Annotated in this window: 27 protein-coding genes and 1 pseudogene; 10 read left to right on the top strand and 18 right to left on the bottom strand. The window is 71.7% G+C overall.

Features of this window, described 5'->3' with window-relative positions; translation table 11 throughout:
- Positions 1-4: 4 nt before the first annotated feature.
- Positions 5-400 carry a VOC family protein gene (locus ABEB12_RS15665; RefSeq protein WP_185064170.1) on the bottom strand — a complete coding sequence of 132 codons (396 nt, stop codon included), beginning with the start codon at positions 398-400 and terminating at the stop codon, positions 5-7.
- Between the two features lie 357 nt (positions 401-757).
- On the opposite strand from ABEB12_RS15665, the pseudogene ABEB12_RS42125 reads away from it, so the two are divergent.
- The 4 genes and pseudogenes from ABEB12_RS42125 to ABEB12_RS15650 all read left to right on the top strand — a co-directional run.
- Positions 758-985 (top strand): annotated as a pseudogene (locus ABEB12_RS42125) (ABC transporter permease); the annotation flags it as partial.
- Between the two features lie 58 nt (positions 986-1,043).
- A complete protein-coding gene (locus tag ABEB12_RS15660; protein ID WP_185064169.1) occupies positions 1,044-1,499 on the top strand; it encodes an FtsX-like permease family protein in 456 nt (151 codons plus the stop codon).
- Between the two features lie 29 nt (positions 1,500-1,528).
- Complete coding sequence (locus ABEB12_RS15655) at positions 1,529-2,233, top strand: ATP-binding cassette domain-containing protein (protein ID WP_185064168.1); 705 nt, start codon at positions 1,529-1,531, stop codon at positions 2,231-2,233.
- Positions 2,234-2,271: 38 nt separating this feature from the next.
- On the top strand, positions 2,272-2,991 hold the full coding sequence (locus ABEB12_RS15650; RefSeq protein WP_185064167.1) for an ATP-binding cassette domain-containing protein: 720 nt from the start codon (positions 2,272-2,274) through the stop codon (positions 2,989-2,991).
- A gap of 21 nt (positions 2,992-3,012) precedes the next feature.
- On the opposite strand, the gene ABEB12_RS15645 is transcribed toward ABEB12_RS15650, so the two are convergent.
- Genes ABEB12_RS15645 through ABEB12_RS15630 form a run of 4 tightly spaced genes read right to left on the bottom strand, consistent with a single transcriptional unit; the run spans position 3,013 to position 5,967 of the window.
- Entirely contained in the window at positions 3,013-3,390 is a 378-nt protein-coding gene (locus tag ABEB12_RS15645; RefSeq protein WP_221498499.1) for a PIN domain-containing protein, read from the bottom strand.
- A gap of 8 nt (positions 3,391-3,398) precedes the next feature.
- Positions 3,399-3,653 (bottom strand): type II toxin-antitoxin system prevent-host-death family antitoxin, encoded by a 255-nt coding sequence (locus tag ABEB12_RS15640; RefSeq protein ID WP_185064165.1) that lies wholly within the window; start codon positions 3,651-3,653, stop codon positions 3,399-3,401.
- 54 nt (positions 3,654-3,707) lie between these two features.
- Positions 3,708-4,706 carry a TauD/TfdA family dioxygenase gene (locus ABEB12_RS15635; protein WP_185064164.1) on the bottom strand — a complete coding sequence of 333 codons (999 nt, stop codon included), beginning with the start codon at positions 4,704-4,706 and terminating at the stop codon, positions 3,708-3,710.
- A 43-nt stretch (positions 4,707-4,749) separates the two neighbouring features.
- A complete protein-coding gene (locus ABEB12_RS15630; RefSeq protein WP_185064163.1) occupies positions 4,750-5,967 on the bottom strand; it encodes an alpha/beta fold hydrolase in 1,218 nt (405 codons plus the stop codon).
- A gap of 125 nt (positions 5,968-6,092) precedes the next feature.
- Between ABEB12_RS15630 and ABEB12_RS15625 the strand changes: the two genes are divergently transcribed.
- Positions 6,093-7,388: an MFS transporter gene (locus ABEB12_RS15625; protein ID WP_185064162.1), complete on the top strand. Its 1,296-nt coding sequence runs from the start codon at positions 6,093-6,095 to the stop codon at positions 7,386-7,388.
- Between the two features lie 3 nt (positions 7,389-7,391).
- On the opposite strand, the gene ABEB12_RS15620 is transcribed toward ABEB12_RS15625, so the two are convergent.
- The 5 genes from ABEB12_RS15620 to ABEB12_RS15600 all read right to left on the bottom strand — a co-directional run bounded on the left by ABEB12_RS15620 (position 7,392) and on the right by ABEB12_RS15600 (position 12,384).
- Positions 7,392-8,417 carry an alpha/beta fold hydrolase gene (locus ABEB12_RS15620; RefSeq protein WP_185064161.1) on the bottom strand — a complete coding sequence of 342 codons (1,026 nt, stop codon included), beginning with the start codon at positions 8,415-8,417 and terminating at the stop codon, positions 7,392-7,394.
- Complete coding sequence (gene fmdA, locus ABEB12_RS15615) at positions 8,417-9,664, bottom strand: formamidase (RefSeq protein ID WP_185064160.1); 1,248 nt, start codon at positions 9,662-9,664, stop codon at positions 8,417-8,419. The genes ABEB12_RS15620 and fmdA overlap by 1 nt, the downstream gene beginning before the upstream one ends.
- Positions 9,665-9,689: 25 nt before the next feature.
- A complete protein-coding gene (locus ABEB12_RS15610; protein ID WP_185064159.1) occupies positions 9,690-9,971 on the bottom strand; it encodes an FmdB family zinc ribbon protein in 282 nt (93 codons plus the stop codon).
- A 584-nt stretch (positions 9,972-10,555) separates the two neighbouring features.
- A complete protein-coding gene (locus ABEB12_RS15605; protein ID WP_185064158.1) occupies positions 10,556-11,470 on the bottom strand; it encodes a zinc-binding dehydrogenase in 915 nt (304 codons plus the stop codon).
- 68 nt (positions 11,471-11,538) lie between these two features.
- On the bottom strand, positions 11,539-12,384 hold the full coding sequence (locus ABEB12_RS15600) for a TIGR03619 family F420-dependent LLM class oxidoreductase (RefSeq protein WP_185064157.1): 846 nt from the start codon (positions 12,382-12,384) through the stop codon (positions 11,539-11,541).
- Positions 12,385-12,445: 61 nt separating this feature from the next.
- Between ABEB12_RS15600 and ABEB12_RS15595 the strand changes: the two genes are divergently transcribed.
- Positions 12,446-13,342 (top strand): LysR substrate-binding domain-containing protein, encoded by an 897-nt coding sequence (locus ABEB12_RS15595; protein WP_185064156.1) that lies wholly within the window; start codon positions 12,446-12,448, stop codon positions 13,340-13,342.
- Here ABEB12_RS15595 and ABEB12_RS15590 read toward each other — a convergent pair.
- Positions 13,339-14,802: a hypothetical protein gene (locus ABEB12_RS15590; protein WP_185064155.1), complete on the bottom strand. Its 1,464-nt coding sequence runs from the start codon at positions 14,800-14,802 to the stop codon at positions 13,339-13,341. The genes ABEB12_RS15595 and ABEB12_RS15590 overlap by 4 nt on opposite strands.
- A gap of 181 nt (positions 14,803-14,983) precedes the next feature.
- Between ABEB12_RS15590 and ABEB12_RS15585 the strand changes: the two genes are divergently transcribed.
- Positions 14,984-15,463 (top strand): hypothetical protein, encoded by a 480-nt coding sequence (locus ABEB12_RS15585; RefSeq protein ID WP_185064154.1) that lies wholly within the window; start codon positions 14,984-14,986, stop codon positions 15,461-15,463.
- Positions 15,464-15,509: 46 nt separating this feature from the next.
- Entirely contained in the window at positions 15,510-16,070 is a 561-nt protein-coding gene (locus tag ABEB12_RS15580) for a GNAT family N-acetyltransferase (RefSeq protein ID WP_185064153.1), read from the top strand.
- Here ABEB12_RS15580 and ABEB12_RS15575 read toward each other — a convergent pair.
- Positions 16,042-16,632, bottom strand: coding sequence for an ABATE domain-containing protein (locus ABEB12_RS15575; RefSeq protein ID WP_185064152.1), 591 nt, complete (start codon positions 16,630-16,632; stop codon positions 16,042-16,044). The two genes, ABEB12_RS15580 and ABEB12_RS15575, sit on opposite strands and share 29 nt — an antisense overlap.
- Before the next feature lie 5 nt (positions 16,633-16,637).
- Positions 16,638-17,552 carry an NAD(P)H-dependent flavin oxidoreductase gene (locus ABEB12_RS15570; protein WP_345702838.1) on the bottom strand — a complete coding sequence of 305 codons (915 nt, stop codon included), beginning with the start codon at positions 17,550-17,552 and terminating at the stop codon, positions 16,638-16,640.
- Positions 17,553-17,712: 160 nt separating this feature from the next.
- Between ABEB12_RS15570 and ABEB12_RS15565 the strand changes: the two genes are divergently transcribed.
- Together ABEB12_RS15565 and crcB are read left to right on the top strand one after the other, a co-directional pair.
- Entirely contained in the window at positions 17,713-18,066 is a 354-nt protein-coding gene (locus ABEB12_RS15565) for a CrcB family protein (RefSeq protein ID WP_221498498.1), read from the top strand.
- Positions 18,063-18,425 carry a fluoride efflux transporter CrcB gene (gene crcB, locus ABEB12_RS15560; protein WP_185064150.1) on the top strand — a complete coding sequence of 121 codons (363 nt, stop codon included), beginning with the start codon at positions 18,063-18,065 and terminating at the stop codon, positions 18,423-18,425. The genes ABEB12_RS15565 and crcB overlap by 4 nt, the downstream gene beginning before the upstream one ends.
- 1 nt (position 18,426) lies before the next feature.
- On the opposite strand, the gene ABEB12_RS15555 is transcribed toward crcB, so the two are convergent.
- From ABEB12_RS15555 to ABEB12_RS15535, 5 genes are all read right to left on the bottom strand, one after another.
- On the bottom strand, positions 18,427-19,527 hold the full coding sequence (locus ABEB12_RS15555) for a hypothetical protein (RefSeq protein ID WP_185064149.1): 1,101 nt from the start codon (positions 19,525-19,527) through the stop codon (positions 18,427-18,429).
- Positions 19,521-20,609, bottom strand: coding sequence for a phosphotransferase (locus ABEB12_RS15550; protein WP_185064148.1), 1,089 nt, complete (start codon positions 20,607-20,609; stop codon positions 19,521-19,523). Before ABEB12_RS15550 ends, ABEB12_RS15555 begins: the two co-directional genes overlap by 7 nt.
- Positions 20,610-20,682: 73 nt before the next feature.
- Positions 20,683-21,636, bottom strand: coding sequence for a LysR substrate-binding domain-containing protein (locus ABEB12_RS15545; RefSeq protein ID WP_185064147.1), 954 nt, complete (start codon positions 21,634-21,636; stop codon positions 20,683-20,685).
- A gap of 250 nt (positions 21,637-21,886) precedes the next feature.
- Positions 21,887-22,738 (bottom strand): enoyl-CoA hydratase-related protein, encoded by an 852-nt coding sequence (locus ABEB12_RS15540; RefSeq protein ID WP_185064146.1) that lies wholly within the window; start codon positions 22,736-22,738, stop codon positions 21,887-21,889.
- Positions 22,738-23,424 (bottom strand): TetR family transcriptional regulator, encoded by a 687-nt coding sequence (locus tag ABEB12_RS15535; protein ID WP_185064145.1) that lies wholly within the window; start codon positions 23,422-23,424, stop codon positions 22,738-22,740. Before ABEB12_RS15535 ends, ABEB12_RS15540 begins: the two co-directional genes overlap by 1 nt.
- Positions 23,425-23,461: the final 37 nt, after the last annotated feature.

The following is a 23,461-nucleotide window of genomic DNA, read 5'->3' as shown; positions in this document are numbered from 1 at the left end:
CCCGCTAAGCCGGACCCAGCAGGTCCCAGCGGTTGCCGGCGATGTCGCGGAACACGACCACCCGGCCGTACGGCTCGTCGCGCGGCTCGCCGAGGAACTCCACGCCGGCGCCGGTCATCCGCCGGTAGGTCTCGTCGAAGTCGTCGACCTCGAGGAAGAACCCGACCCGCCCGGCGACCTGGTTGCCGACCGCCTCGGCCTGCACCGGGCCGTCCGCGCGAGCCAGCAGGATGGACGTCTCACCGCCCTTGGGCCGCACCACCACCCAGCGCTTCGGGCGGCCGTCGTTGGTCGTCGCCGGGGAGTCCTCGACGAGCTCGAAGCCGAGCACGTCCACGAAGAACCGGATCGCCGGGTCGTAGTCGTCAACAATGATCGCGAACTGCCGGAGGAAGGCCACCGGGCGATCATGCCGGGGGCGCCGCCGGCCGGGCGAACAGGGTGATCCGCGCCACGCCTCCTCAGCGTTTCTCAGCCTGGTTTTCAGGTCGCGTGCGGCCGGGTTCGGGGTTGCCTGCAGGGACGCCGCCGAGACTCGGCTACGTGATCTTGCAAGACATTCTGGTGATCGCCCTGCGCGGGCTGCGCTCGCACAAGCTGCGCTCCGGGTTGACCATGCCGCTCACCGACACCGACATGAAGGCGATCGCCAAGATTCCCCAGGTCGCGGAGCTGGTGCCGCTGGTCACCGGGGCGACTACCGGCGCCGCCGGCCAGGTGGCCCGCGGTCACCGCCTCCACCGCCGACGCCCACTACCTGTCGGCCACGGTCACCGGGACCAGCCACAACTACCTGTCCACCCAGCGCAAGACGCTGGCCGCCGGCCGGTTCTTCGGCCCGGCCGAGGACCGCGCCGACCGCCACATGGTGGTGCTGGGACCGCTGGTCGCGGAGGCCCTCTACGGACCCGACCCGCACGCCGCGCTGGGCCGGAAGCTGCGCATCGACCACGCGTTGTTCGAGGTCATCGGCGTGCTGCGGTCCTACGGCGCGGCCGGCGACAACACCGTCGTCATGCCCATCGGGGTCGCCCGGTCCCAGCGTGTTCGGCAACGGCATCGGCGGCAACGAGCTCAGCCAGCTGATCGCCAACTTCGTGCCGGCCATCGCGGCGGTGTCGCTGCTGGTCGGCGCGATCGGCGTGCTGAACATCATGCTGGTCTCGGTGACCGACCGGACCCGGGAGATCGGCACGCGCAAGGCGGTCGGCGCCAGCGGGTTCGCCATCATGGGCCAGTTCGTGCTGGAGGCCGTCACGATGGCCGGGCTGGGCGGGCTGCTCGGGGTCGGGCTGGGCGTCGGGATGATCCTTCTGACCGAGCGGCTGGTGCCGCTGCTGGGAACTCAAGGCTTCCTCAGCTCGTTCGATCCGGTGTTGTCAGCGACACCCGTCGTGTTCGCGTTCGGCATTAGCCTGGTGATCGGGTTGCTTGCCGGCAGCTACCCGGCCTGGCGTGCCGCACGACTGGAGCCCATCGACGCGCTCCGCTTCGAGTGATCGTGCAAGACGCAACGACAAGGAGTGGAATGATCCGCCTCGAGGGCATTACCCGGTCCTTCCCGATGGCCGATGGCCAGGTGACCATCCTGCACGGCATCGACCTGCACGTCGGCCCGGGCGAGATGGTGGCCATCATGGGTCCCTCCGGCTCCGGCAAGAGCACGCTGATGAACATCCTGGGCTGCCTGGACGCCCCCTCCGAAGGCCGCTACCTGCTGGACGGCACCGACGTGACCAAGCTGTCCAAGCGCCAGCTGGCCAAGGCGCGCGGACAGAAGATCGGCTTCGTGTTCCAGTCGTTCAACCTGATCCCGCGCACCAACGCCATGCGCAACGTGGAGCTGCCGCTGGTCTACAACGGCATCCGCCGGCGCACGGCGAAGACCAGGGAGGCGCTGGAGCGGGTGGGCCTGGGCAGCCGGCTCAAACACCTGCCCAGCGAGCTGTCCGGTGGCCAGAAGCAGCGGGTGGCGATCGCCCGCGCGCTGATCAACGACCCGGCGATCATCCTGGCCGACGAGCCCACCGGCGCACTGGACGCGAAGTCCACCAAAGAGATCATGGAGCTGTTCACCGAGCTCAACGCGGCCGGCGCGACGATCGTGATCATCACCCACGAGGACGACGTCGCCGAGTACTGCACCCGCCGGATCTGGCTGCGCGACGGGCAGATCCGCGGCGACGACAAGATCACCGACCGCCGGGGCGGTGCCGAACGGATCAGCGCCTAGTGTTTACGGGGCACTAGAGCGGCTGGAAAGGATCACAGATGATCCAGCTGGAACACGTCGGCCGGACCTACCGGAACACCGACCGGGAAGCGGTGCACGCACTGCAGGACATCGAGCTGCGCATCGAGGCCGGCGAGATGGTGGCCATCACCGGCCCCTCCGGTTCCGGGCTGAGCACCCTGATGAACGTGCTGGCCTGCCTGGACCCGCCGCACGAGGGCCGCTACCTGCTGGACGGCACCGACATCACCCGGCTGTCCAAGCGCCAGCTGGCCAGGGCGCGCGGGCAGAAGATCGGCTTCGTGTTCCAGACGTTCAGCCTGATCGCCAACTCCACCGTTCAGCAGAACGTGGAGCTGCCGCTGATCTACCGCCGGACCCGCCGGGTGCGCCGTCGCCGAGCCCGCGAGGCGCTGGACCGGGTGGGCCTGCGCGGGCACTACGACGACATGCCGATCGAGCTGTTCGCCGCCCAGCAGCAGAAGGCGCTGATCGCCCGGGCGCTGATCAACGACCCGCCCGTGCTGCTGGACGACGAGCCCACCAGCGACCTGGACGCCGAGTCGGCCGCCGAGGTGATGGCGCTGTTCATCGAGCTGAACCAGGCCGGCCGGACGGTCATCTACGCCACCCACGACGAGGACGCCGCCGCCTGCGCGCGGCGCATCGTGCGGCTGCGCGGCGGCCGGATCGTCAGCGACCGCAAGAACGTCCCCCAACACCCCAAGCGCCAACCCCCCAAACTGCGCGCCGTCTGACCAGCACGGCGCCGAGGGGGTTCAAGGCGCGAGGACAGGAAGGCCTGACGCGGCACACGCGTCGGCCTGACGCTGGTCAGACGTCACCATGACGTCGGCACCCACCCTCAACGCGGCCGCGAGATGCAGCGCGTCAAGGCTGCGCAGGTGCAACCCAGGAAGCAGACCGGCTTCTCGGTACAAAGCGCGGTCGATCTCTATCAGGTCGAACCGGTCGAGCAACCCGGTGACGTTGCCTTGACTGAGCCCGAGCCGGACAGCGATTCTGCGCAGCTCGGTCTCCAAGAGCATGCTGGATATCAGCTCGTCGTCCTGGTCCACAGCGGAATCCATGCGGGCGGCCATGCGCCCGGATTCCCGCTCCTCGACCAGTAGCTTCGCGGCGGCTGAGGTCTCCACGTAAAGAATCAACGATCGCCGCGCAATTCGTCCAGGACAGCCTGCAACGGTTCCTCGATCCGCTCCCGGGGAAGCGCGGCGAACCCGCCGCGCACCCTGGCGCGGCGGACCCGGGGAGGCGCACCAGCCGCCCGAGGAGGCGGCACCAGGACGGCTACAACCTCTCCACGGTTGGTGACGTACACGGTCTCACCGGCCTGGACCTCCCGGAGCACCTCGCTGCTGTTGTTACGCAACTCTCGGTGCGGGATCGTTTTCGACATCGGCGACCTCCGTAGCAATCGTAGCAACACTGCTCGGTGCGCCGACGCAGCCGCTCAGTTGGCGGCTTCGTGGAAGCGGATGCGCAGGTAGCAGCGCTGCTGGTCCTTGAAGGCGGTGCGCCCGTGCAGGGCCAGGTGGTTGTCGATGACCAGCAGGCCGTCGGTGGCCACGGGGAGGCGAATCTCGTCGGTGCCGTTCTTCAGCACCTTGGACACGGTCTCCAGTGCGGCGATGATCTTGTCGGCCGAGTAGTCCGGGTCGCGGGCGACCAGCTCATCGCTCGGGCGCGCCTCGCCCCAGCGCTTGGAGCCCGGACGGGTCCGGCCCGGGGTCCACCGCCACATCGGCTTCTCGCCGATCACCGGGGTGTACTGAAAACCGTCCGGCTCGGCGTAGGACACGTCGCCGTACTTGGACGGGATCCACCTCGGCACATTGCGGCTGAGCACGGCGACGGCCTCGCGGCCCTCCTCGGTCTCTAGCAGCTGGCGCTTCAGCGTGCGGCCGTCGCGCAGCAGCGAGATGCCGCCGCCGCAGGTGGCCGCGTGCGCGGCGTAGAGCAGGAAGTACTTCGGCGGGACGCGCAGGTAGCCGGCGTCGGTGTGGTAGCCGGCGGCGCGGTCGCTGTCCGAGGCCTTGGGCCGGTTGGCCATCTCCAGCGCCCGGTTCCGCACGTCCCAGACAACGCTCTCGTCCGGATGGTTGGCCATCACGTCACCGAGCATCGCGGCCACGGTGTACAGGGCGGTGCGCTGGTCCTCCGGGTCCGCCCCGGCCACGCCGAGCGAGGGCACCAGCACCGAGGCGGCACCGTCGGCGAAGGCGGCCGACACCCGGTCCATGATCGCGGTCAGCCGGGGTGCGGCGGCCCGGAGCTGAGCCCGCATCGCGGCCGGGTCGGGCGACTCCGGGAGCTCTCCACCGGGGATCTCGGCACCGAAATGCTCGTTCAGCGCGGCCCGGACGGCCGTTCCTTCACTTTCCCACCAGATGATCTCATCGCCGGCTTCAACCTCGACGAGTGACTGTTCAACCACTTCCGCTGCCGTCAAGGCAGACACCTCCGAGCCCAACGCACCCACAGACGACACGCGATCAACGAATGGGTGCACCATTTGGATTCGGTCCGCCGAACAGCGCCTGAACGCCCTGCTCCGAGGCGAACATGTCGGCCCGGTCGTGGCCGATGCCCGGCACCACCGCCCGGTTGTGCGGGGCCGAGGGGAAGAACGTCTTCATGTAGTTGAGGTACAGCTCGCTGCGCACGAACCGGTTCGCCCCCTGCAGCATCGCCTGGCAGTCGGTGTCCAACTCCTCCGACTCGACGTCCTGCTCGCCCGACAGGTAGGTGACCCGCGCGGTGGTGTACCGCCGGATGATCTGCGCGGGGTCCTCGCCGCCGGCGTAGCGGTCCCGGTCGCGCAGGCCGTACTTGTAGGCGTCGTAGTCGGTGCACGAGGTCTTCGGCACGGCGAACCGCTTGCCGGCCGCGTCGGTCAGGTCCGGCCGTTCCGGGTTGAGGTAGAGGTAGGTCGAGGGGTTGGCCACCACGTAGTTCACCGCGACGCCGTTCAGCCGGTCCGGGGCCTGGCCGACCGCCGCGTAGCGCTGGGCGAACTGCCCACCGGCCGAGTGCCCGGCCAGGGTGATCCGGTTGAGCTTGGGGAACCTGGACTTGTCGGCCAGCTGGTCGAAGATCTTGTCCATCGCGTCGAACGAGCTGACCCCGGCCGGCTTGGTCGCGTCCCCGCCCTCCTTCCAGGCCTCGTCGGTCCACCGGGCCTCGTTGCCGGCCGGATCGTCCTCCTTGGTCTGGAAGGACGGCGCGAGCACCAGGGTCCGGTCGCTCGCCCGCTGCCCGGCTACCTCCTGGGTCATGCCGGTGAAGCTGGACCGGGCGTTGCGGCCGGCGCCGTGCACCACCACGATCGCCTGCGTGACCTCGGGGTTCCCGCTCAGCGGGTAGCTGCTGTAGTAGCGCAGGCTGCGCTTGGCCCCGAGCGGTAGCTCACCGATGCAGCGGCGCTCGGCGGACTCGGACCGGCGGTCGTCGTCGGAGTCCTCGGAGTCCTCGTCGTCGTTCTCCTCCGGCACCGTGCACTCGGCCGTCGCCCTCGGCCCGGGGTGCGGCGCGGCCGGCTCGGCGGCCGGCGCCAGATCCGGCGGCCTGGGGGCGGCGGCGTGCTCGGAGAGCCGGGGAACCACCAGCGCGGCGCCCATACCCACCAACACCGCCGCGACCAGGGCGAACGCCACAACCAACAATCGACGCACCCAACGACGGCCCACCCGGGACGCCGGATCATTCCGCATGTCTCCATCGTGTCCAGGCGGGTCCGGCACCGCCACAAGATATTCCCGAACAGGGAAGTTGACTCTTGTCGGATTGTTGAACGATCTCTATAGTCTACGCAACGGCCCGGCCGAGAGGGGCAGCCATGACACAGCCGGCGACCATCGAGCGACGTAGCCCACGCAAGGTCATCGTGGCCAGCCTGATCGGCACATCGCTCGAGTGGTACGACTTCTTCCTCTACTCGGCGGCCGCCGCCGTGGTGTTCAACAAGCTGTTCTTCCCGCAGTTCGACCCGCTGGTGGGCACGCTGCTCGCGTTCATCACCAACGCGGTGGCGTTCATCGCCCGGCCGCTGGGCGGAATCGTCTTCGGGCACTTCGGCGACCGGGTCGGGCGCAAGATGGTGCTGGTCCTGACGCTGGTGCTGATGGGCGGCGCCACGTTCCTCATCGGCGCGCTGCCCACCTACGCCACCATCGGCGTCTGGGCGCCGATCCTGCTCGGCCTGCTGCGCTTCCTGCAGGGCCTCGGCCTGGGCGGCGAGTGGGGCGGCGCGGTGCTGATGACCATGGAGCACGGCGACCCCGAGCGGCGTGGGTTCAACGCCAGCTGGCCGCAGGTCGGCGTGCCGATGGGCAACCTGCTGGCGGCCGGGGTGCTCGGCGTGCTCGGCGCGGTGCTCCCCGAGCAGGAGTTCCTGTCCTGGGGCTGGCGGGTCGGCTTCCTGCTGTCCGGGGCGCTGGTGCTGGTCGGGCTGTGGATCCGCACCACCGTCGCGGAGAGCCCGGCGTTCACCGAGCTGGCGAAGAGCGGGCAGAAGGCGGAGAAGCCGCTGGTCGAGGTGCTGCGCCGGCACCCGCGCGAGCTGCTGGTCGCGATGGCCGCCCGGGTCGGCACCGACGTGGCCTTCTACACCTTCACGCTCTACATCCTGACCTACGTGGTGACCAACCTGGGGCTGCCGAGGTCGGTCGGGTTCAACGCGGTGCTGATCGGTTCGGCCTGCCAGCTGGCGCTGATACCGCTGTTCGGCGCGCTGTCCGACCGGTACGGCCGCCGTCCGGTGTACGCGGCGGGCGCGATCGGCGCGGCGGTGTGGGCCTTCGCCTTCTTCCCGCTGCTGAACACCAAATCCTCCGTGGTGATCATCCTGGCCACGGTGGTAGCGCTGGTCACGCACGCCGCGATGTACGGCCCGCAGGCCGCGTTCGTCTCCGAGCTGTTCAGCACCAGGCTGCGCTACAGCGGCGCCTCCATGGGCTACCAGCTCGCCGGCATCCTGGGCGGCGCGATCGCCCCGATCGTGTCGATCGCGCTCGTCCGGGAGTTCCACACCGCCTACGCGGTCTCGGTCTACGTGCTGGCCATGCTGCTGCTCACCCTGGTCGCGCTGAAACTGGCCCCCGAGACCAGCCGGTCCGACCTGGTGGACGAATAGCGCTCAGGACGCCAGGAGCTCCTTCACGGCGGCGTCGATGAACGCGGTGTCCACCGGGTTGGCGCCGCCGCCGGCGAAGTGCCCCCACACCCCGGGAATCACCCGAAGCTCGGCGTTCGACATGTGGCCGACCGCCCACTGCTCGTCCTCCGGCGGGAAGTAGAGGTCCTTCTCCGCCGGCATGACGATCGCCTTGGCCTTGATGGAGGCCAGCGCGTCCTCCGTGGAGTCGTGCCCCGGCGTCCTGCCCACGTCCCCGGTCCACCAGGTGTCCAACATCGTGAGCAGGTTGTTCGGGTCCCGGTTGTCCAGGAAGAAGCCTTCCCAGAAGCCGACCGCGAAGTCCTCCAGCGAGGTGAAGCCCAGTTCGCGCCACACCTCGTCCCAGTAGAACGCCTGGGAGAAGCCCCAGCCGGCGTAGATCCGGGCGAACGCCCGGAGCCCGCGCACGGGCAGCGCCTCCGGCTCGTACCAGCCGCCCTGGAACGTCGCGTCCGCCTGTAGCGCGGTGCGCAGCGAGTCCAGGAAGACCTGGTTGTGCGGCGCGGTGCGGGAGGAGCCGCAGAACGGCAGCATCCGCCGCACCATCTCCGGGTGGCTGACCGCCCACTGGTAGGTCTGGCCCGCGCCCATCGACCAGCCCAGCACCAACTGCAGCGTCTCGATGCCGAACACCTCAGTCACCAGGCGGTGCTGCAGCGCCACGTTGTCCCGCACGTTCACCTTCGGGAACCGGGCGCGGTCCCACGGCGGCGGGGTGTTGGACGGCGAGCTGGACAACCCGTTGCCCAGCATGTTCGGCACGATGATGAACCAGTTCTCGGGGTCCAGCCCCATCCCGGAGCCGATCAGCCACTCGTTGTCCCAGTGCCGGCCGGAGTACCAGGTCGGGTAGACGATGGCGTTGCTCTTGTCGGCGTTCAGCTCGCCGTAGGTCTGGTAGGCGATCTTGGCCGGGCGCAGCGTGGCCCCGCACTCCAGGGTGAAGTCGGGTACCTCGTGCACCTGGTACGGCGCGTCCGGGCCCATCAGGAGCTCACCGCGCAGCTGCCCCGGTCGGCCTTCACCGGCCCGGCGGCGGACGGCCTGATGTCGAAGTCGAAGATCGCCGTGGGCAGGTAGAGCGAACAGCAGGCGTTCGGGATGTCCACCACGCCGCTGACCCGGCCCTCGATCGGCGCCGCGCCGAGCAGCAGGTAGGCCTGCGCGCCGCTGTAGCCGAACTTCGTCAGGTAGTCCACCGCGTTCAGGCAGGCATTCCGGTAGGCGACGGTGGCGTCGTTGTAGAGCTGGGTGTCCGTGGTGTGGTCCACCCCGATGCCGATGAAGGTGACGAACTCCGAGTAGCGCGGCTCCACGTTGCCCGGCATCAGGATCGGGTTGGTGGTGACGCCGTAGGTCTCCATCCCGCCCTTGATCAGGTCGACGTGGAAGTCGATGAAGCCGCCCATCTCGATCGCGCCGCAGAAGGTGATCTCCCCGTCACCCTGACTGAAGTGCAGGTCGCCGCCGGAGAACAGTGCGCCCGGCACGTGCACCGGGTAGAACACGCGGCTGCCCCGGGTGAAGTTCTTGATGTCGTGGTTGCCGCCGTTCTCCCGGGCCGGGACGGTGCGGGCGCCCTCACGGGCGATCTTGGCGGCGATTTCGCCGGTGGCCGAGCCGGGGAGGGTCTGCTCCTCCAGCGGCGGCAGCGCGAGCGGCGGCACGCGGTCCGGTTCGGTGGCGATCAGTGCGCGTTCCCGGGCGTTCCAGCGGGCCAGCAGCTCGGGCGAGGGCGCGGTGCCGAAAAGGCCGGGGTGGGTGATGCCGGTGAACTTGACCCCGGGGATGTGCCGGGACGTGCAGGCCTGGCCGGAGAAGTCCCAGATCGCCTTGTAGGCGTCCGGGAACCGGTCGGTGAGGAAGCCGCCGCCGTTGGCCTTGCTGAAGATCCCGGTGTAGCCCCAGCCCTGGCCGGGCGCGTCGCCGATCTGCTGCGGCACCGGGCCGAGGTCCAGGATGTCCACCACGAGCAGGTCGCCCGGCTCGGCGCCCTCCACGTAGATCGGGCCGGACAGCATGTGCGCGCGGGTCAGGTCCACGTCGCGCACGTCGTTGGCGGAGTCGTTGTTGCCGATCTGGTTGTCGGTCCACTCCCGGCACTCCACCCGGATGTCCTGGCCGGGGCGGACCCGCACCGCCGGCGGGATATCCGGGTGCCAGCGGTTGTGGCCGGGCGCGGCTTGCTGGGCCATCGAACGGGCCTGGTCCACGCTGAAGACGACGTCGGGCATCTGACGCTCCCTACGGACTTGGTGCCTACGGGCGGGGCAACCTGAGGTGGCGAGGGTCTCTGGTGATCCGGGTCTTGGACGTCTTTTGCGGAATCGAGGTGACGACGTCCGGCCGGTCGGCGGTGCGTTCCTGGGCGTCCAGCGCCCGGCGCATGCCGGGGGCGAGCGTGCGCAGGCCCGGTGCGCCGAACCGCCGGCGGGCCGGGCCTGCGCACCGGGGGCAACGGCGGGGGTCGTCCGACTCGGCCATCGCGCACCGCACCTCGAACGGCCCGCAGCCGGTGCAGCTGAACCCGTAGGTCGGCATGTGCGCCACCCCAATGCTGTCACCTGAAATAATGTCATTAGAAACTATTTATGGATGCCGGACGCGTCAACCCCGGCAACCCGAACGACCCACCCCCGTTACCCGCCGCTCACACTCACACCGGCCCCCGGCCGCACGCCCACCCGACAGGGCGCAACCGCACCCCCACTCCCGAGGCCGCGCTCCGACTTCCGAGGACGCACTCCGACTCCCGAGGCCGCGCTCCGACTCCCAAGGCCGCACCTCGACTCCCGAGGCCGAGCTTGATCTTTGTCGGGCTGAAGCCGGCGCCGTTCCCATTCCGGCTTGGACGGCGCGGGGAGGCCCGTCATCCGGGAGCCTCGAACGGCCCTTTCCATCGCGCTCGGCGGGTTCGCGTTGTGGTTACGCCACGTGGTCAGATCGCGGGTCGGCCACGTGACCGTATTCATCGAGCGCTGGTCCAGTCCGATTTTTTTCGCTGCCGGACCCGACTGAGCCAGCACTCGACCAGCAAACAGGCGCGGATTTCATCGGAAGCCGTTTCGGTTGTCACGGTGCGTAGCAAATGTCCCCGGGGCGGACGGGCACCGGTCGGAGGCCGGTCAGGTGAGGTCGAGGACGCCCTTTCCGAGGATCTGGCGGGACAGCAGGGCGTCGGCCGCCTCGGTGACGCGCTCCCACGGACCGCGCCAGCCGATCTGCGGATCCAGCCGGCCGTCCGCGAGCAGCCGGACCAGGTAGGCCAGGTCGGCGCCGAACGGCGCGGTGACCGTGAACGGCTCCAGCCGGCGTCGCCCGCCGCGCAGCCGCTCCGCCTCGAAGTCGATGGTGGTGGCCTCGCCGGAGGCCTTGCCGATGCTCTGCGCCGAACCGCCCGCCTCGAGCAGCCCGAACGCGCGGGCCAGCTGCCCGCCGCCCACGTTGTCCAGCACGCCGAACAACGGCCGGTCGACCTGGTCCAGATCGGTGACGATCTCCGCCGCGCCCAGCTCGCGCAACCCTTCGCCGCGGGCCGCGCTGCCCACCGAGGCAACCACCTCCGCTCCGGCCCGCGCGGCCAGCTGCACCGCGAACCGGCCTACCCCGCCGGACGCCCCGGTGACCAGCACCCGCCGGCCGATCACCGCGCCCAGCGCGCGCAGCGCCTGCAGCGCGGTGACCCCGGCGACCGGCAGCGCACTGGCCGCGCCGAGGTCCAACCCCTCCGGCAACACGGCCAGGTTGGCGGTATCCACCGCGCGCCGCCGCGCCCACGCGCCCAGCCAGTCGAAGGTGACCACGCCGGCGCCGACCGGCGGCCCGGAGCCGTCGCCGGCCGCCTTGACGACCACGCCCGCGGCGTCCCAGCCGGGGATCTCGCCGGGCCGGCGGTTGCGCGGCAGATACTTCAGCTCGCCGAAGTTGAGCGAGACGGCCCGGATCTCCACCAGTGCCTGCCCCGGAACCGGGTCCGGCTCCGCAACCTCGGCGAAGCGCAGCCCACCGGCCGCCTCGGGGTCATGTACCAGGGCTCGCATCGCGATCCTCTCCAATCAAGTGCCTGAACGTTGCATATCTCCACGCAGAGCCAAAGCGTGCTCAAGCGTCAGCGCGGGAGGGCGGCGTGGTGTTCCAGGAAGCGCTCGACGTCGCCCGGGTCGGCCAGGGGCAGCGGGTAGACGACTAGGCGGTCCACTCCGAGGTCGGCGTAGCGGCGGGTGGCGCCGGCGTCCAGGTCCACCGGATCGACCTGCATCCAGATGATCTCCAGCGGGCCGAGGCGCGCGGGCCGGTCCACCTCGCCGGCGGCCCGGCGCAGGCCCTCCAGGTGCCGGGGCAGGTCGTCGGGGCCACCGTTGCCGAACCAGGCGTGACCCCGGGACACCGCGCGGCGGAAGGCGGCCGGGCTGTGGCCGCCGACCACGATCCGGGGGCCGCCCGGCCGAGCCGGCCGGGGATGGGCGTCCACGTTCTCGAACGAGACGTACCGACCCCGGTAGGCCGGCGCCGCCGACGTCCACAGCTCGGTCATCGCGTCCAGGTACTCATCGGTTCGACGGCCCCGGTCGGCCATCGGAACGCCGAGCGCGGTCATTTCCGGCTCCAGGTAACCGGCGCCGACGCCGAGCAACAGCCGGCCGCCGGACAGCACGTCCAGGCTGGCCGCCTGTTTGGCCAGCACCAACGGGTTGCGCTGCGGCAGGATGACGATCGCGGTGCCCAGCTCGATCCGCCTGGTCAAAGCGGCGACGTAGCTCAGGTGCACCAGCGGGTCCAGGATCGGGTCGGTGGGCTCCATCGGCGCGTCCGGCGTTCGCGGGCTGGGCAACACCACGTGTTCGCCGGCCCACCAGGACGAGTAGCCCAGCTCTTCGGCCCGCCCGGCCAGCCGCGCCGTCTCGGCCGGCCCCAGTACCGCTTTCGCGCTCAACCCCGCGACACCCAGCTCCATGATCTCCATGGTGGCCACGCCGACCCGCCGCCAGCCAGCACTTCTGTAATAGCCTGTGGTTATGGATGCCCACCTGCGCGACCTGCGGTACTTCGTCGCGCTGGCCGAGGAGCTGAACTTCACCCGGGCCGCCACCGAGCGGCTGTTCATCTCCCAACCCGCGCTGAGCAAGCAGATCCGGCAGCTGGAGGCGGCGCTGCGGGTCAAGCTGTTCGACCGGGACCGGCGCGCGGTGGCCCTGACCAGCGCGGGCGAGGCACTGTTGCCCCGCGCCCGGCAGTTGCTCGCCCAGTGGGAACAGACCCGTCGCGCCGTGGCCGAGACCGCCGCCGAGCGCGCGCTCACCGTCGGCTTCCACACCCGGATCGGGCGCGGCCTGATCCCCGACGTCACCGAGCGGATGGCCCGGCTGGCCCCGGAGTGGCGCCTGCGCTTCCGGCAGATCTCCTGGCGGGACCCGACCGCGGGGCTGGCCGACGGCGAGGCGGACGTGGCGATCGCCTGGCTGCCGGTGCCGGACTCCGGGCAGCTGGCCTGGCGGGTGGTGGCCACCGAGACCCGCTGGGTGGCGCTCCCGGCGGACCACCCACTGGCCGGGCGGCCGGCGGTGGCCCTGGCCGAGCTGGCCGACCAGCCGTTCATCGCGCTGCCCTCGGCGGCCGGCCCGGCCCGGCGGTTCTGGCTGGCCGCCGACCAGCGGGCCACCCCGCCGACCGTGGTCACCGAGGCGCAGACCGCCGAGGAGACGTTCGAGGCGGTGGCCTCCGGGCTCGGCGTGGCGCTGCTCGCCGAGGGCAACACGGAGATCTACCGGCGCCCGGACGTGGTCTACCGCCCGGTGCCCGACCTCTCCCCCGCCGAGCTCGCGGTAATCTGGCGCGCGGACGACGACCGGCACCCCGTCCGGGTCTTCGCCGAGACCTGCTTCCGCTGCCTCTGCGCGCATGCCAGCGCCTAGACGGTCACCTCGGCGTTGTCCAGCTCGCCGGTGAGGGCGCGGGCCAGCGTCTCGGCGTCGTCCCGGGCGAACCAGGCGCGGTCGCCGGCGGGAGTGAGCGCGGCGATCATCGCGCCGGTGGGGCGGCCGTCGCGGTCGTGCGCCACCGTGTAGCCCTCCACCACGGCGCGGCCCCGGTAGTCCTCGGGGGCGGAGCGGCGGGTCGGTTCGGCGGCCACCAGGGGCTGGGCGTCCTCCACCCGGTAGCCGGCGGCGTTCGGCCGGCCGGCGTAGACGCCGATCGCGTGCTTGGTGAGCATCCCGCCGTTCCCGGTGACCAACGCGTACGACTCGGGGCGCTCCCGCACCAGCCCGGCCATGGTGGCGATGGCATGTGCGGGGTAGTTGCACCACGGGCCGCCGGCAAAGGTCAACCCGCCGGTGATCGTCAGGGGCCGGCCGGGCGGCAGCCCCAGCTCGGCCGCCGAGACCTGCACCGCCGAGGGGAAGCAGGAGTAGAGGTCGACGATGTCGAGCTGGTCCGGGGTGATCCCGGCCAGGCGCAGCGCCGCCGCACCGGCGTGCCGGATGGCCGGTGACGCGGCCAGCTCGTGACGCGCGCCGGGGGTGTCGGTGTCGTTCGCGCCGGCACCGCTGACCGGGAAGACCCAGCGCTCCTCGGGCAGGCCGAGCGCCCGCGCCCGCTCGACCGAGCAGAGCAGCAGCACGGCGGCCTGGTCCACCGAGCTGTTGGAGTTCATCAGCTTGGGGTAGGGATAGTTGATCATTCGGTTGTCCGGGCCGGGGGTGCCGATCCGCGCGGCGGTGTAACCCTCACGGAGCACCGCGTACGGGTTGTCCACAGCCACCCGGGCGAACTCCGCCCACAGCTCGGTGACCCGCTTGTGGTGCTCGGCGGAGGACCGGCCCAGCTTGCTCCGCAGCGCGGTCTCGAAGATCGGGTAGATGTCGGTCGGCCGGCTCACCCCGGCGGCCACCTCGGCCGGGCCGAAGAACGGCTTGTCCTCGCCGAACCGTTCGGTCGGCCGAGCGGAATCGTCCTGAGTCGACCATTGCGGCCGCTCGCCGGCGCGTTTGTACGCGTTGCGGGTGCGCCAGGCCTCCGCGCCGCCGATCAGCGCCGCGTCCAGCTCGCCGCGCGCGATCTGCGCGGAGGTCAGGTTGACCAGCGCCTGCGGCTGGTGACCACTCACCGAGGTGATGCCCCGATGCCTCGGGTCGGCGCCGATCCGTTCGGCCAGCAGCGCCGCCGGATCCGGGTAGTGGCGGGTCAACGACGGCACCAGCCGGATCGCGTCCAACCCCGCCAGCAGTCGCTCGCCGTTGGTGGCTCCGCCCGCGTCGGCGGCGGCCGACCGGGCCGCCGAGACGAGCAGCTCCAGCGGCTCGGGCGCCGGAGGTTCGGCGACGTTGACCTGCCCCACGCCCACGATCACGGGCGTCCTCGGATCCAGCCCCACCTCGGCAGTCTCACACAGACCCGGCACCCGCGCGCGCTGCCAAAGCGGCTGAACCGGCCTGCCGAACCGACTGAATCAGCGTGCTGAAGACACTGAATCGGCTGTGGGGCGGCGAGTTGGGCTATTGCTCAGGGGTGCGAGGTCTTTGGCCGGTTGCGCATTCGGGTGACATGATCGCCGGGTGAAGATCCTTACCCTGATTTCCGCCGTTCTGCTCGCCCCGGCGCCGGCGCCCGCGCCGGCCGTCGACGCCCACGGGTTCGGCCCGCTCAAACTGGGCATGACCCAGCAACAGGCGCTGGCCACCGGCCTGATCGGCCCGTTCGAACCGTTCCAGGGCGAGGCCGGCTGCGTGACCGCCCGGTTCAAGGACAACCGGGGCGACGACGAGACCTACGCAATGTTCTCCCGGAAGCTGGGCATCGCGGCGATCCAGGGTCCGCTGGGCACCCGCACGCCGGAGGGCATCGGCGCCGGCTCCACCTCGGCCGACCTGATCCGCACCTACCCGGGCAACAAACAGGAGGACCTGGACAACTACGGCCGCGCCGAGGTGACCCCGGCCGGCAACCCCAAGGCGCGGTACCGGATCGAGATCGGCCAGGACAAGAAGGTCGCCCACGTGGCCGTCCAGTTCGCGGACCAGGACTGCTACGAGTAACCTGTAAACGACACAATGTCGGTTACTAGGCGGTGCAGTGATGGACGTGAAGGAGCTGACTGAGGACACCTGGGGCGACTTCGAGGCGGTGATGGGGGCCAACGGCGGTGCCAGCGGCTGCTGGTGCATGCACTGGCGGCTGTCCATCGCCGAGTTCATGGAACGCAAGGGCGACGGCAACCGGCGGGCGATGCGGGAGCTCGCCAAGCGCGAACCGGCGCCCGGCGTGGTCGTCTACCAGGAGGACGAACCGGTCGCCTGGTGCTCGATCGGGCCACGCGCCGCCTTCGCCCGGCTGGGGCGATCGCCGCTGCTGGCCAGCATCGATGACCAACCCGTCTGCGCGATCACCTGCATCTACGTGCACCGCCGGCATCGCGGCGCGGGGCTGCTGCCGGCCATCCTGGACACGGTCTGCGAGCACGCCGCCGGCCAGGGCTACCCGGTCGCCGAGGGCTACCCGATCGAACCCCGCGAGGGGCGGCGCGCCGGGGCGGACACCGCGATGACCGGCATCGCCAGCGCCTTCCTGGACGCGGGGTTCCACGAGGTCGCCCGGCGCAAGAGCGATCGCCCGATCATGCGCCGGAAGCTCCGGACGCGCTGACCCGGCGGTGGCGGGTCGCCTTCTCGCGGTTCCCGCAGGTGCTCATGCTGCACCAGCGGCGGCGCCCGCCCCGCGAGGAGTCCAGGAACAGCCAGCCACATCTTCCGCAGGACCGGACCCGCTCGGGCGGAAGCGTGAACCGGGCCTGGACCGCCAGCAACGCCAGATACGCGGGGATCGACCCCTCGGGTGAGGCCTGACCCGCGCGCACGCCGGTTCCGGCCCGTTCCAGCAGCGCGCCGAACGGCTCCGCCGGCACCGGCTCGCCGTGCGCCATCGCGTTGAACACCGCCCAGACCTGTTCGCGCACGGCCCGGACCTCCTCGACCGAAGGCGGCCGCGCCGAGCCAATCCCCACCGAGCCAATCCCCACCGAGCCAATCCCCACCGAGCCGATGCCCGCCGAGCCGATGCCCGCCGACGCGCACCAGGCGAGCACGTCGGACGGCGTCTTCAGCAGCTCGTTGTCCTCCGCCGGGTGCGCCCGGTCGAAGACGGTGTTCGTGAGATCCAGGACCGGGTGGCCGCCGATGAGCCGCTCTTCGTCCCAGGGCGTAACCATTGAACTCAGTATATGTGGTTTCGGGTCATGGCCTCGGCGGCCGCCGAGTACTCGCGGTGCGTCCGCTCGATCAGCTCGGCGACGCCCAGCACCGCGTCCACCCCGCACACACTGTGGCCGGCCGCCCACACCTCCGTGGCCCCGGCGATCACGTCGAACCGGAAGCCGGTGGACTGCCCGGCGCCGGCGTCCGGGTCCACCTTGCCGGCCAGCAGGTTCGCCGGCAGGCCGGTCGGCCCGGAGGTCTGCGTGATGTCGTCCAGGGTGGCCGCAACCAGGGCGGCCCGGTACTCCGCGCCGGCCATGCTCTCCTCGGTGGCGATGAACTTGGTGCCCATGTAGGCCAGGTCGGCGCCGGCCACCTGGGCGGCCAGCAGCGCGGCGCCGTCCGCGATCCCGCCGGCCAGCACCAGCGGCCCGTCGTACCGGCGGCGGACCGCGCGCAGGAAGGCCAGCGGGTTGTGCCAGCCGGTCTGGCCGCCGGCGCCGGCGGTCAGCAGCACCAGCCCGTCCACTCCCAGCGCCAGCGCCCGGTCCACGTGCCGCATGCTGGCCACGTCGGCGAAGACCAGGCAGCCGGCGTCCCGCAGCGGGCCGAGCACCGCCGCCGGGGAGCCCACGCTGGTGATCACCAGCGGCACCCGGTGCCGGGCCAGGCAAGCCACGTCGTCGGCCAGCCGGGGGTTGCTCCGGTGCACCACCAGGTTGGGCGCGACCGGGGCGCCGTCCGTGTCCAGGGCGGCGGCGATCCGGGTGAGCCAGGCGTCCAGCTCTTCGGTGGTGCGCGCGTTGTGGGCGGGGAAGGACCCGATCACCCCGCCCCGGCAGGCCGCGATCACCAGTTCCGGCCCGGACACCGCCGTCATCGGCGCCGCGATCAACGGCAGGCGCAGCCGGTCGCGCAGTACGGGGGTCAACACGGTTCGGTCACCTCAATCGTCGGTGTGTCGGAATCCGCGACACGGGGTGGCAGGAGGCGCGATATGGCCCGGGAGGACGAGCGATATGGGCTGGCAGAATCCGCGACACGGACGGGAGGGGGCTCGGGTGCCGGAGTGGCGGGTGGTTGGGGCGGCGTTCGTGGGGGGGAGTCTGGGGACGGTGGGGCGGGCGGCGCTGGTGCTGGGGGTGCCGGCGGGGGCGGGGCACTGGCCGTGGGCCACGTTCATCGCCAACATCGTCGGCTCCGGGCTGCTCGGCTGGTGGGCGACCTGGCTGGAGCACCGGCCGGCGCCCGTGTACGTGCGCCCGCTGCTGTGCACCGGCGTGTGCGGCGGGCTGACCACGTTCTCCACGCTTCAGGTAGAGCTGCTCGGGATGCTGGACGACGGCGCGTACCGGCTGCTCGCCGGCTACCTGGCGGCCAGCCTGGCCGGCGGGCTGCTGGTCGCGCACGCGGCGAGCGTCCTGGTGCGGCGGGCGGTTCGCGCATGATCAGCCCCGTGGTGTGGATCGGCGTGGTGCTGCTGGGAGGGCTCGGCTCGGTGCTGCGGCTGCCGCTGGACGGGCGGGTCTCCGCGTGGCTGGGCCGGCGATTCCCGTACGGCATCCTGGTGGTCAACGTGTCCGGGGCGCTGCTGCTCGGCGCGGTCAACGCGGCCGGTTGGGGCCGCACGGCGACCCTGCTGGTCGGCACGGCCACACTCGGCGCGTACACCACCTTCTCCACCTGGATGCTGGACTCGCAGCGGCTGGCCGAGCAGCGCCGCCCCATCGCGGCGACGGCCAACCTGCTGGTCAGCCTGCTGCTCGGCCTGGCGGCGGCCGCGCTCGGCCGGTACCTGGCGCGATAGGTCACCGTTCCGGCGCGCCGTCCAGGAACTCGGTGAACCCGCTGGGCGCGTGCGGGCCGATCACGATCTGCTCCAGCACGCCCATGCCGGTGCGCCCGCCCCAGCGCGCCCGCACCACCTGCTGGATGTGCACGTGGTCCGGGGCCAGCTTGTCCAGCTCCTCCACCCGGTGCCGCTCGGCGCCGGTGACCGCCTCGCCGTGCCACAGCCCGTGCCCCCAGGTGGGGTGGAAGTAGCCGGCGCCGCGCATCCGGAAGGTGAGCAGCGGCTCCAGCTGCACCGGGTCGTCGTCGCCGGCCAGCCGCAGCGCGGCGCTCGCGGCCCTCCGGGTGCCGGGCGCCCAGCGGATCGCGTGCCGGGCGGCCAGCTCCCGCACGCCCGAGGCGTCGGTCACCGGGTCGTCCGGGCCGATCAGCGGCAACCGCGCGCCGGTCTCCGCCCACGGCACCCCCTCGGCGTCCTCGAACACCATGTAGTGCAGCGCGCAGTCGTCGAAGTTGAGCGGCGCCCAGAGGAAGAAGAACTGCGCCGCCGAGGGCTCCGGCGCGGCCGGCGCCGGCAGCCCGACCGGGCGAACCCCCCAGGACCGGTCCTTGGTGCCGAACCAGGTGTCCGGCAACGCCACCGGTTCGCCGTCCACCTTGATCTCGCCGGTCCAACTGCCCAGCGAGGTGGCCCGGGTGACGTCCATGTTCAGCCGGGCCCCGGCGTAGCGGGTCTGCCGGGGCTCCTCGTGCGCCGGGGTTCGGGAGCGGAAGGTCAGGTCGGCCTCCAGGCCGTGCTCCGGGGCGCTCACCCGCACCCGGTTCACCCGCATCGGCTCCACGATCTCGATCCGGATCGGCCCCACCTCGGTGCGGGCCCGGTCCACCGGCGCCCGGCCGGAGGCGAACACGGAACGCTGTTCGCCCCGGTGCACCACGGCGAACGCGCCGTCGATCACGCCCCGGTTCGGGTAGCTGCCCAGCGCCACCGCGAAGTAGAAGTCCTCGGTGTAGCCGTTGAACCAGAACCGGTCGTAGTGGTCGGGGTTGCCGCCGCCGGACTGGGCCAGCGGCAGCGCGGTCTGGTGCACCGGGTAGTCGTCGAAGGGGATCAGCACGAACTCTCCAGAAGTTGTTCGGACTCCAGGTCGGTGATCTGGGCGCAGGCCCGGTCCAGCGCGGCCAGGAACATCGCGTCCCCCCGGTCGGTGCGCTGCACCAGCATGGCGGCCGGGGCCAGGAAGGTGACCGCGTAGCAGGCGTGGCGGCGGTAGTCGGCCCAGCACTCGTCCCAGCCGTAGCCGGTTACCCCGGCGGCGCACAGCCCGGCGTGGTAGTCCCGCAGCAGGTCGCGCTCGTGGGTCCGGCGGGCCTCCACGCCCAGGCTGGTGCCGAGCAGGAACGCGATGTCCACCAGCGCCGGCCCCCAGGCCACGGTCTGCCAGTCGACCACGGTCAGCGGCACCTCCCCGCCCCGCCCGGCGAACAGCATGTTGTCCGGCCGGTAGTCACCGTGCTGCACGGTGCGCGGCCCCGGTCTCGGCCGGGTGACGTCGAGAACCCGCGCGCCGAGTCGCTCGATCACCCGCCGGGTGTCCGGTTTCAGCGCGTCGGCGTAGCGCTCCAGGAAACCCTGGACCAGCTGGACCAGCGGCAGCGTGGCGTGCTCCGGGCCGGCGTGCTCACCGGGGCCGCCGCCGGTGCCGCCCAGCCAGGGGCGGGCGGCCGCCCAGTCGTCGCCCCACAGCGGGGCGTGCATGCCCACCGCCTGCGCGCAGGCCAGCGCGGCGTGGTCCGGGCCGAACCCGGTCAGCTGGTCCACCGCCTCGATCGGCGTCAGGTCCTCCATGAGCAGCACGAACCCGTGCGTCTCCGCGTCCGACTCGGCGTGGAAGCAACGCGGGGTGCGGATGCCCAGCTTGGGCGCCAGTTCCTGGTAGAAGCTCACCTCGCGCAGGTAGAGGCCCATCTGGGTGGCCACCGCCCGGCTGGTCGGGTCGGGCGAGGCCGACTTGACGACCACCGAGCGCGGCCCCTCGCCGCCGGCGTACTCCAGCTGGTAGCGCACGTTCCGCGCCACCTGCCCCGTTCCTATCCGGTCGCCGCTCGCGGCCACCACCCGCGCACCCTCGCCGAGCACCCCCGCCCGGCCGAGCGCCCCGGTCAACCACTCCGTTGTGATCTCCTCCGGCACCGTCACCAGCCGACCGTAGCCAGGCCCGCCGGCTACGGCCAGTCGTCCTACGGGCTATCCCGTTGAGACGCGGGCCGGATCAGTTGGCGCCGGCGGCGTAGCCGGCTGAGGGCTCCTCGGTGGCGAGCCAGCCCCGGGCGGCGGCGGTGGTCAGCGCGGCGGAGATCAGTGCGCACAGCGCCGGGCTGCGCATGCCGGCGCGGAAGAACAGGTGCACGCCGATCGTCGCGCTCGGGCTCAGCGGGCGCCACACCCAGCCCGGCGGCAACCAGTCGTGCTGCGTCTCGAAGGCGGGCTGGAAGGCGCGGCCGGAGGCGATCTCCATCCGGGCGTGCACGTCCGAGCCGAAGTTCTCCATCTCGCGCACCCGGCCGGCGGCCAGGTTGGTGGGGAACAGCGCGGCCACCGCATCGTAGAAGCCGGGCGACATGTCCCGGGGCCAGATCGCCAGCACGCTGTCGGCCAGCGCGCGCACCGGGACCCGGTCCAGCGCGGCCAGCCGGTGCCCGCCGCCGAGCAGCACACCGAGCGGCTCGGCCCGCACCACCCGGCAGTCCAGCCCTTCGGGCAGTGCCGGGTGGCGGGCCATGCCGGCGTCGTAGAGCCCCTCGGCCACGCCCCGGGTCGCCTCCTGCTGCCACATCTCGCAGGTGCTCAGCCGGATGCCCGGCGAGCCGGCGCGGAAGGCGGCGGCCACGTGCGGCAGGGTCTCCGGGGCCAGGCTCGGCGTGTAGGCCAGCCGCAGCTCGCCCGGCTGGGCCCGGCCGGCCCGCCGGGTCTGGCGGCAGGCGCTGTCCACCGAGGCGAGGATCATCCGCGCGTGGCCGAGCAGCTCGCGGCCGGCCTCGGACAGCTCCACGGTGCCGACGATGCGGTGGAGCAGCCGCACGCCCAGCTCCTCCTCGAGCTCGCGGAGCCGGGCGCCGAGCGCCTGCTGGGTGATGTGCAGCCGGCGCGCCGCACGGCCGAGGTGCAACTCGTCCCCGATGGCGACCAAGGCCCGCATGTGCCTCAGCTCGACGTTGTCGGTCATGCGGCTCCCTCACCGGACGCGCCCATTGTTTAACGGGCAAGCAGCGCCCCGCTAGGGCTTGCGCGCATTTTTCGCGACAAATCTGTCACCGGTATCACGCCCACCGACGAACCGCCAGATCAACCTCTACATGCCGCCGCGCAGCACGTCAACCAGGCATCACGGCATGTTCGGCGACACGCTTGCAGATTTAAAGCACTCTATCTACAACTTTTAGTTTATGCCTCGCGGGTCGCGTGTGAATTTCAATTCACTGTCCGTCGCCGGAGGTCTGCGCGATGACCTGGCGAACACCGTTCGCAAATCCCTCGGTGGTGAAGCACAGCGGCTCGGCGAACTCCTCCATGGTCAGCGCGTGCTCCCAGGACAGCTCGGCGGCCGAACGCAGCAGCGGCTTGGCCATGGCCAGCGCGTGCGGCGGCAGCGCGGCCACCTTGGCGCACCAGTCCAGCGCGGCCGCCAACAGCTCCTCCGCCGGCACGACCTCGTTCACCAGGCCCAGCTCCAGCGCGCGCTCCGCGTCGATGTGCTCCCCGCCGACGTAGTACGCGAACGCCCGCCGGTAGCCCAGCGCCCGGGTCAGCGCCCAGCTGGTGCCCACCTCGGGCAGCAGGCCGAGCTTGCCGAACGCCGGCACCAGCACCGCGCCCCGGGCGGCCAGCGTGAGGTCGCAGGCCAGCGCGAACGCCAGTCCCACCCCGGCGGCCGGCCCGTTCAGCGCCGCCACGAACGCCTTGTCCGACCGGGCGATCAGGCGCGCGATGCCGCCGAACTGGTAGCGGATCCACTGCCAGGGCAGGCTGGCCCCCTCGACGTCCGCCGGGTCGCGCAGCCGCTCGGTGGCCTCCGACATCATCCGCAGGTCCCCGCCGGCACTGAACGCGCGGCCCGCCCCGGTGATCACCACCGAACGCACATCGCGGTCGATGACCAGCCGCTCCAGCGCGGCCCGCAGCTGCACGGTGAGCGGGGCGGACAGCACGTTCAGCTTGTCCGGGTCGGCCAGCCGGACGATCGCGTGGTCACCCCGGTGCTCGGTGGCCACCAGCTCCACGCCCGACTGCTCGGCCGCCGCCAGCACCTCCGCATAGGTCCGCTCCATCATGGTCTCCTCTCGGTGGGATCAGTCGGCCCGGTCGGATCGGCCGGATCGGTCGGATCGGCCGGATCGGTCGGATCGGTCGGCCTGGCCGGATCGGTCGGCCCGGTCGGGAACAGCGCGCGCACCGCGCCGTCGGCCAGCACCTCGGCCGCCCGGGCCGGGTCGCTGGTGGTGCGGCCGGTCAGCCGCAGCCGGCAGTACTCCTGGGCCGGACCCAGCCACAGCGCGTAGGCCAGGTCCAGGTCCGGGTGGTGCTCGACGTGCCGGCGCAGCCAGGCCAGCGCCTCGGCGAAGAACTCCCGGTTCTGCTCCACCGCGGCGTCTCCGTCGCCGCGCGCGGCGTCGCCGTGCAGCAGCAGGAACCGGGCCCGCTCCGGCGCCTCGGCGAGGCACCAGCGCAGGTGTTCGCGCACCACCGCGCGGATGCCGCCGGCCGCGTCGTCCGGGTACGCGCGCAACGCGGCGAGGAAGACCCGCTGGTAGTCGCCGAGCGCGGCCCGGAACACCGCGCCGGCCAGCCCCTCCTTGCCGCCGAAGTGGTGGTAGACGCTGCCCACGCTGGCCCCGGAGCGGGCACACACGTCCTCGATCGAGGCGCCCGCGATGCCGTGCTCGAGGAACGAGTCCAGCGCGGCGGCCAGGATCACGGCCCGGCGCGCCTGGCCGGGGCGGGTGGTCGGCGACACGACTAGAATCTTATTCTAGTTCTCCGAACGCGGCGAA

Source organism: Actinospineispora eucalypti (assembly GCF_039543365.1).
Taxonomy (GTDB): Bacteria; Actinomycetota; Actinomycetes; order Mycobacteriales; family Pseudonocardiaceae; genus Pseudonocardia; species Pseudonocardia eucalypti.
The sequence above is the reverse complement of the archived record's forward strand: the minus strand, read 5'-3'. Positions and strand labels throughout refer to the sequence as shown.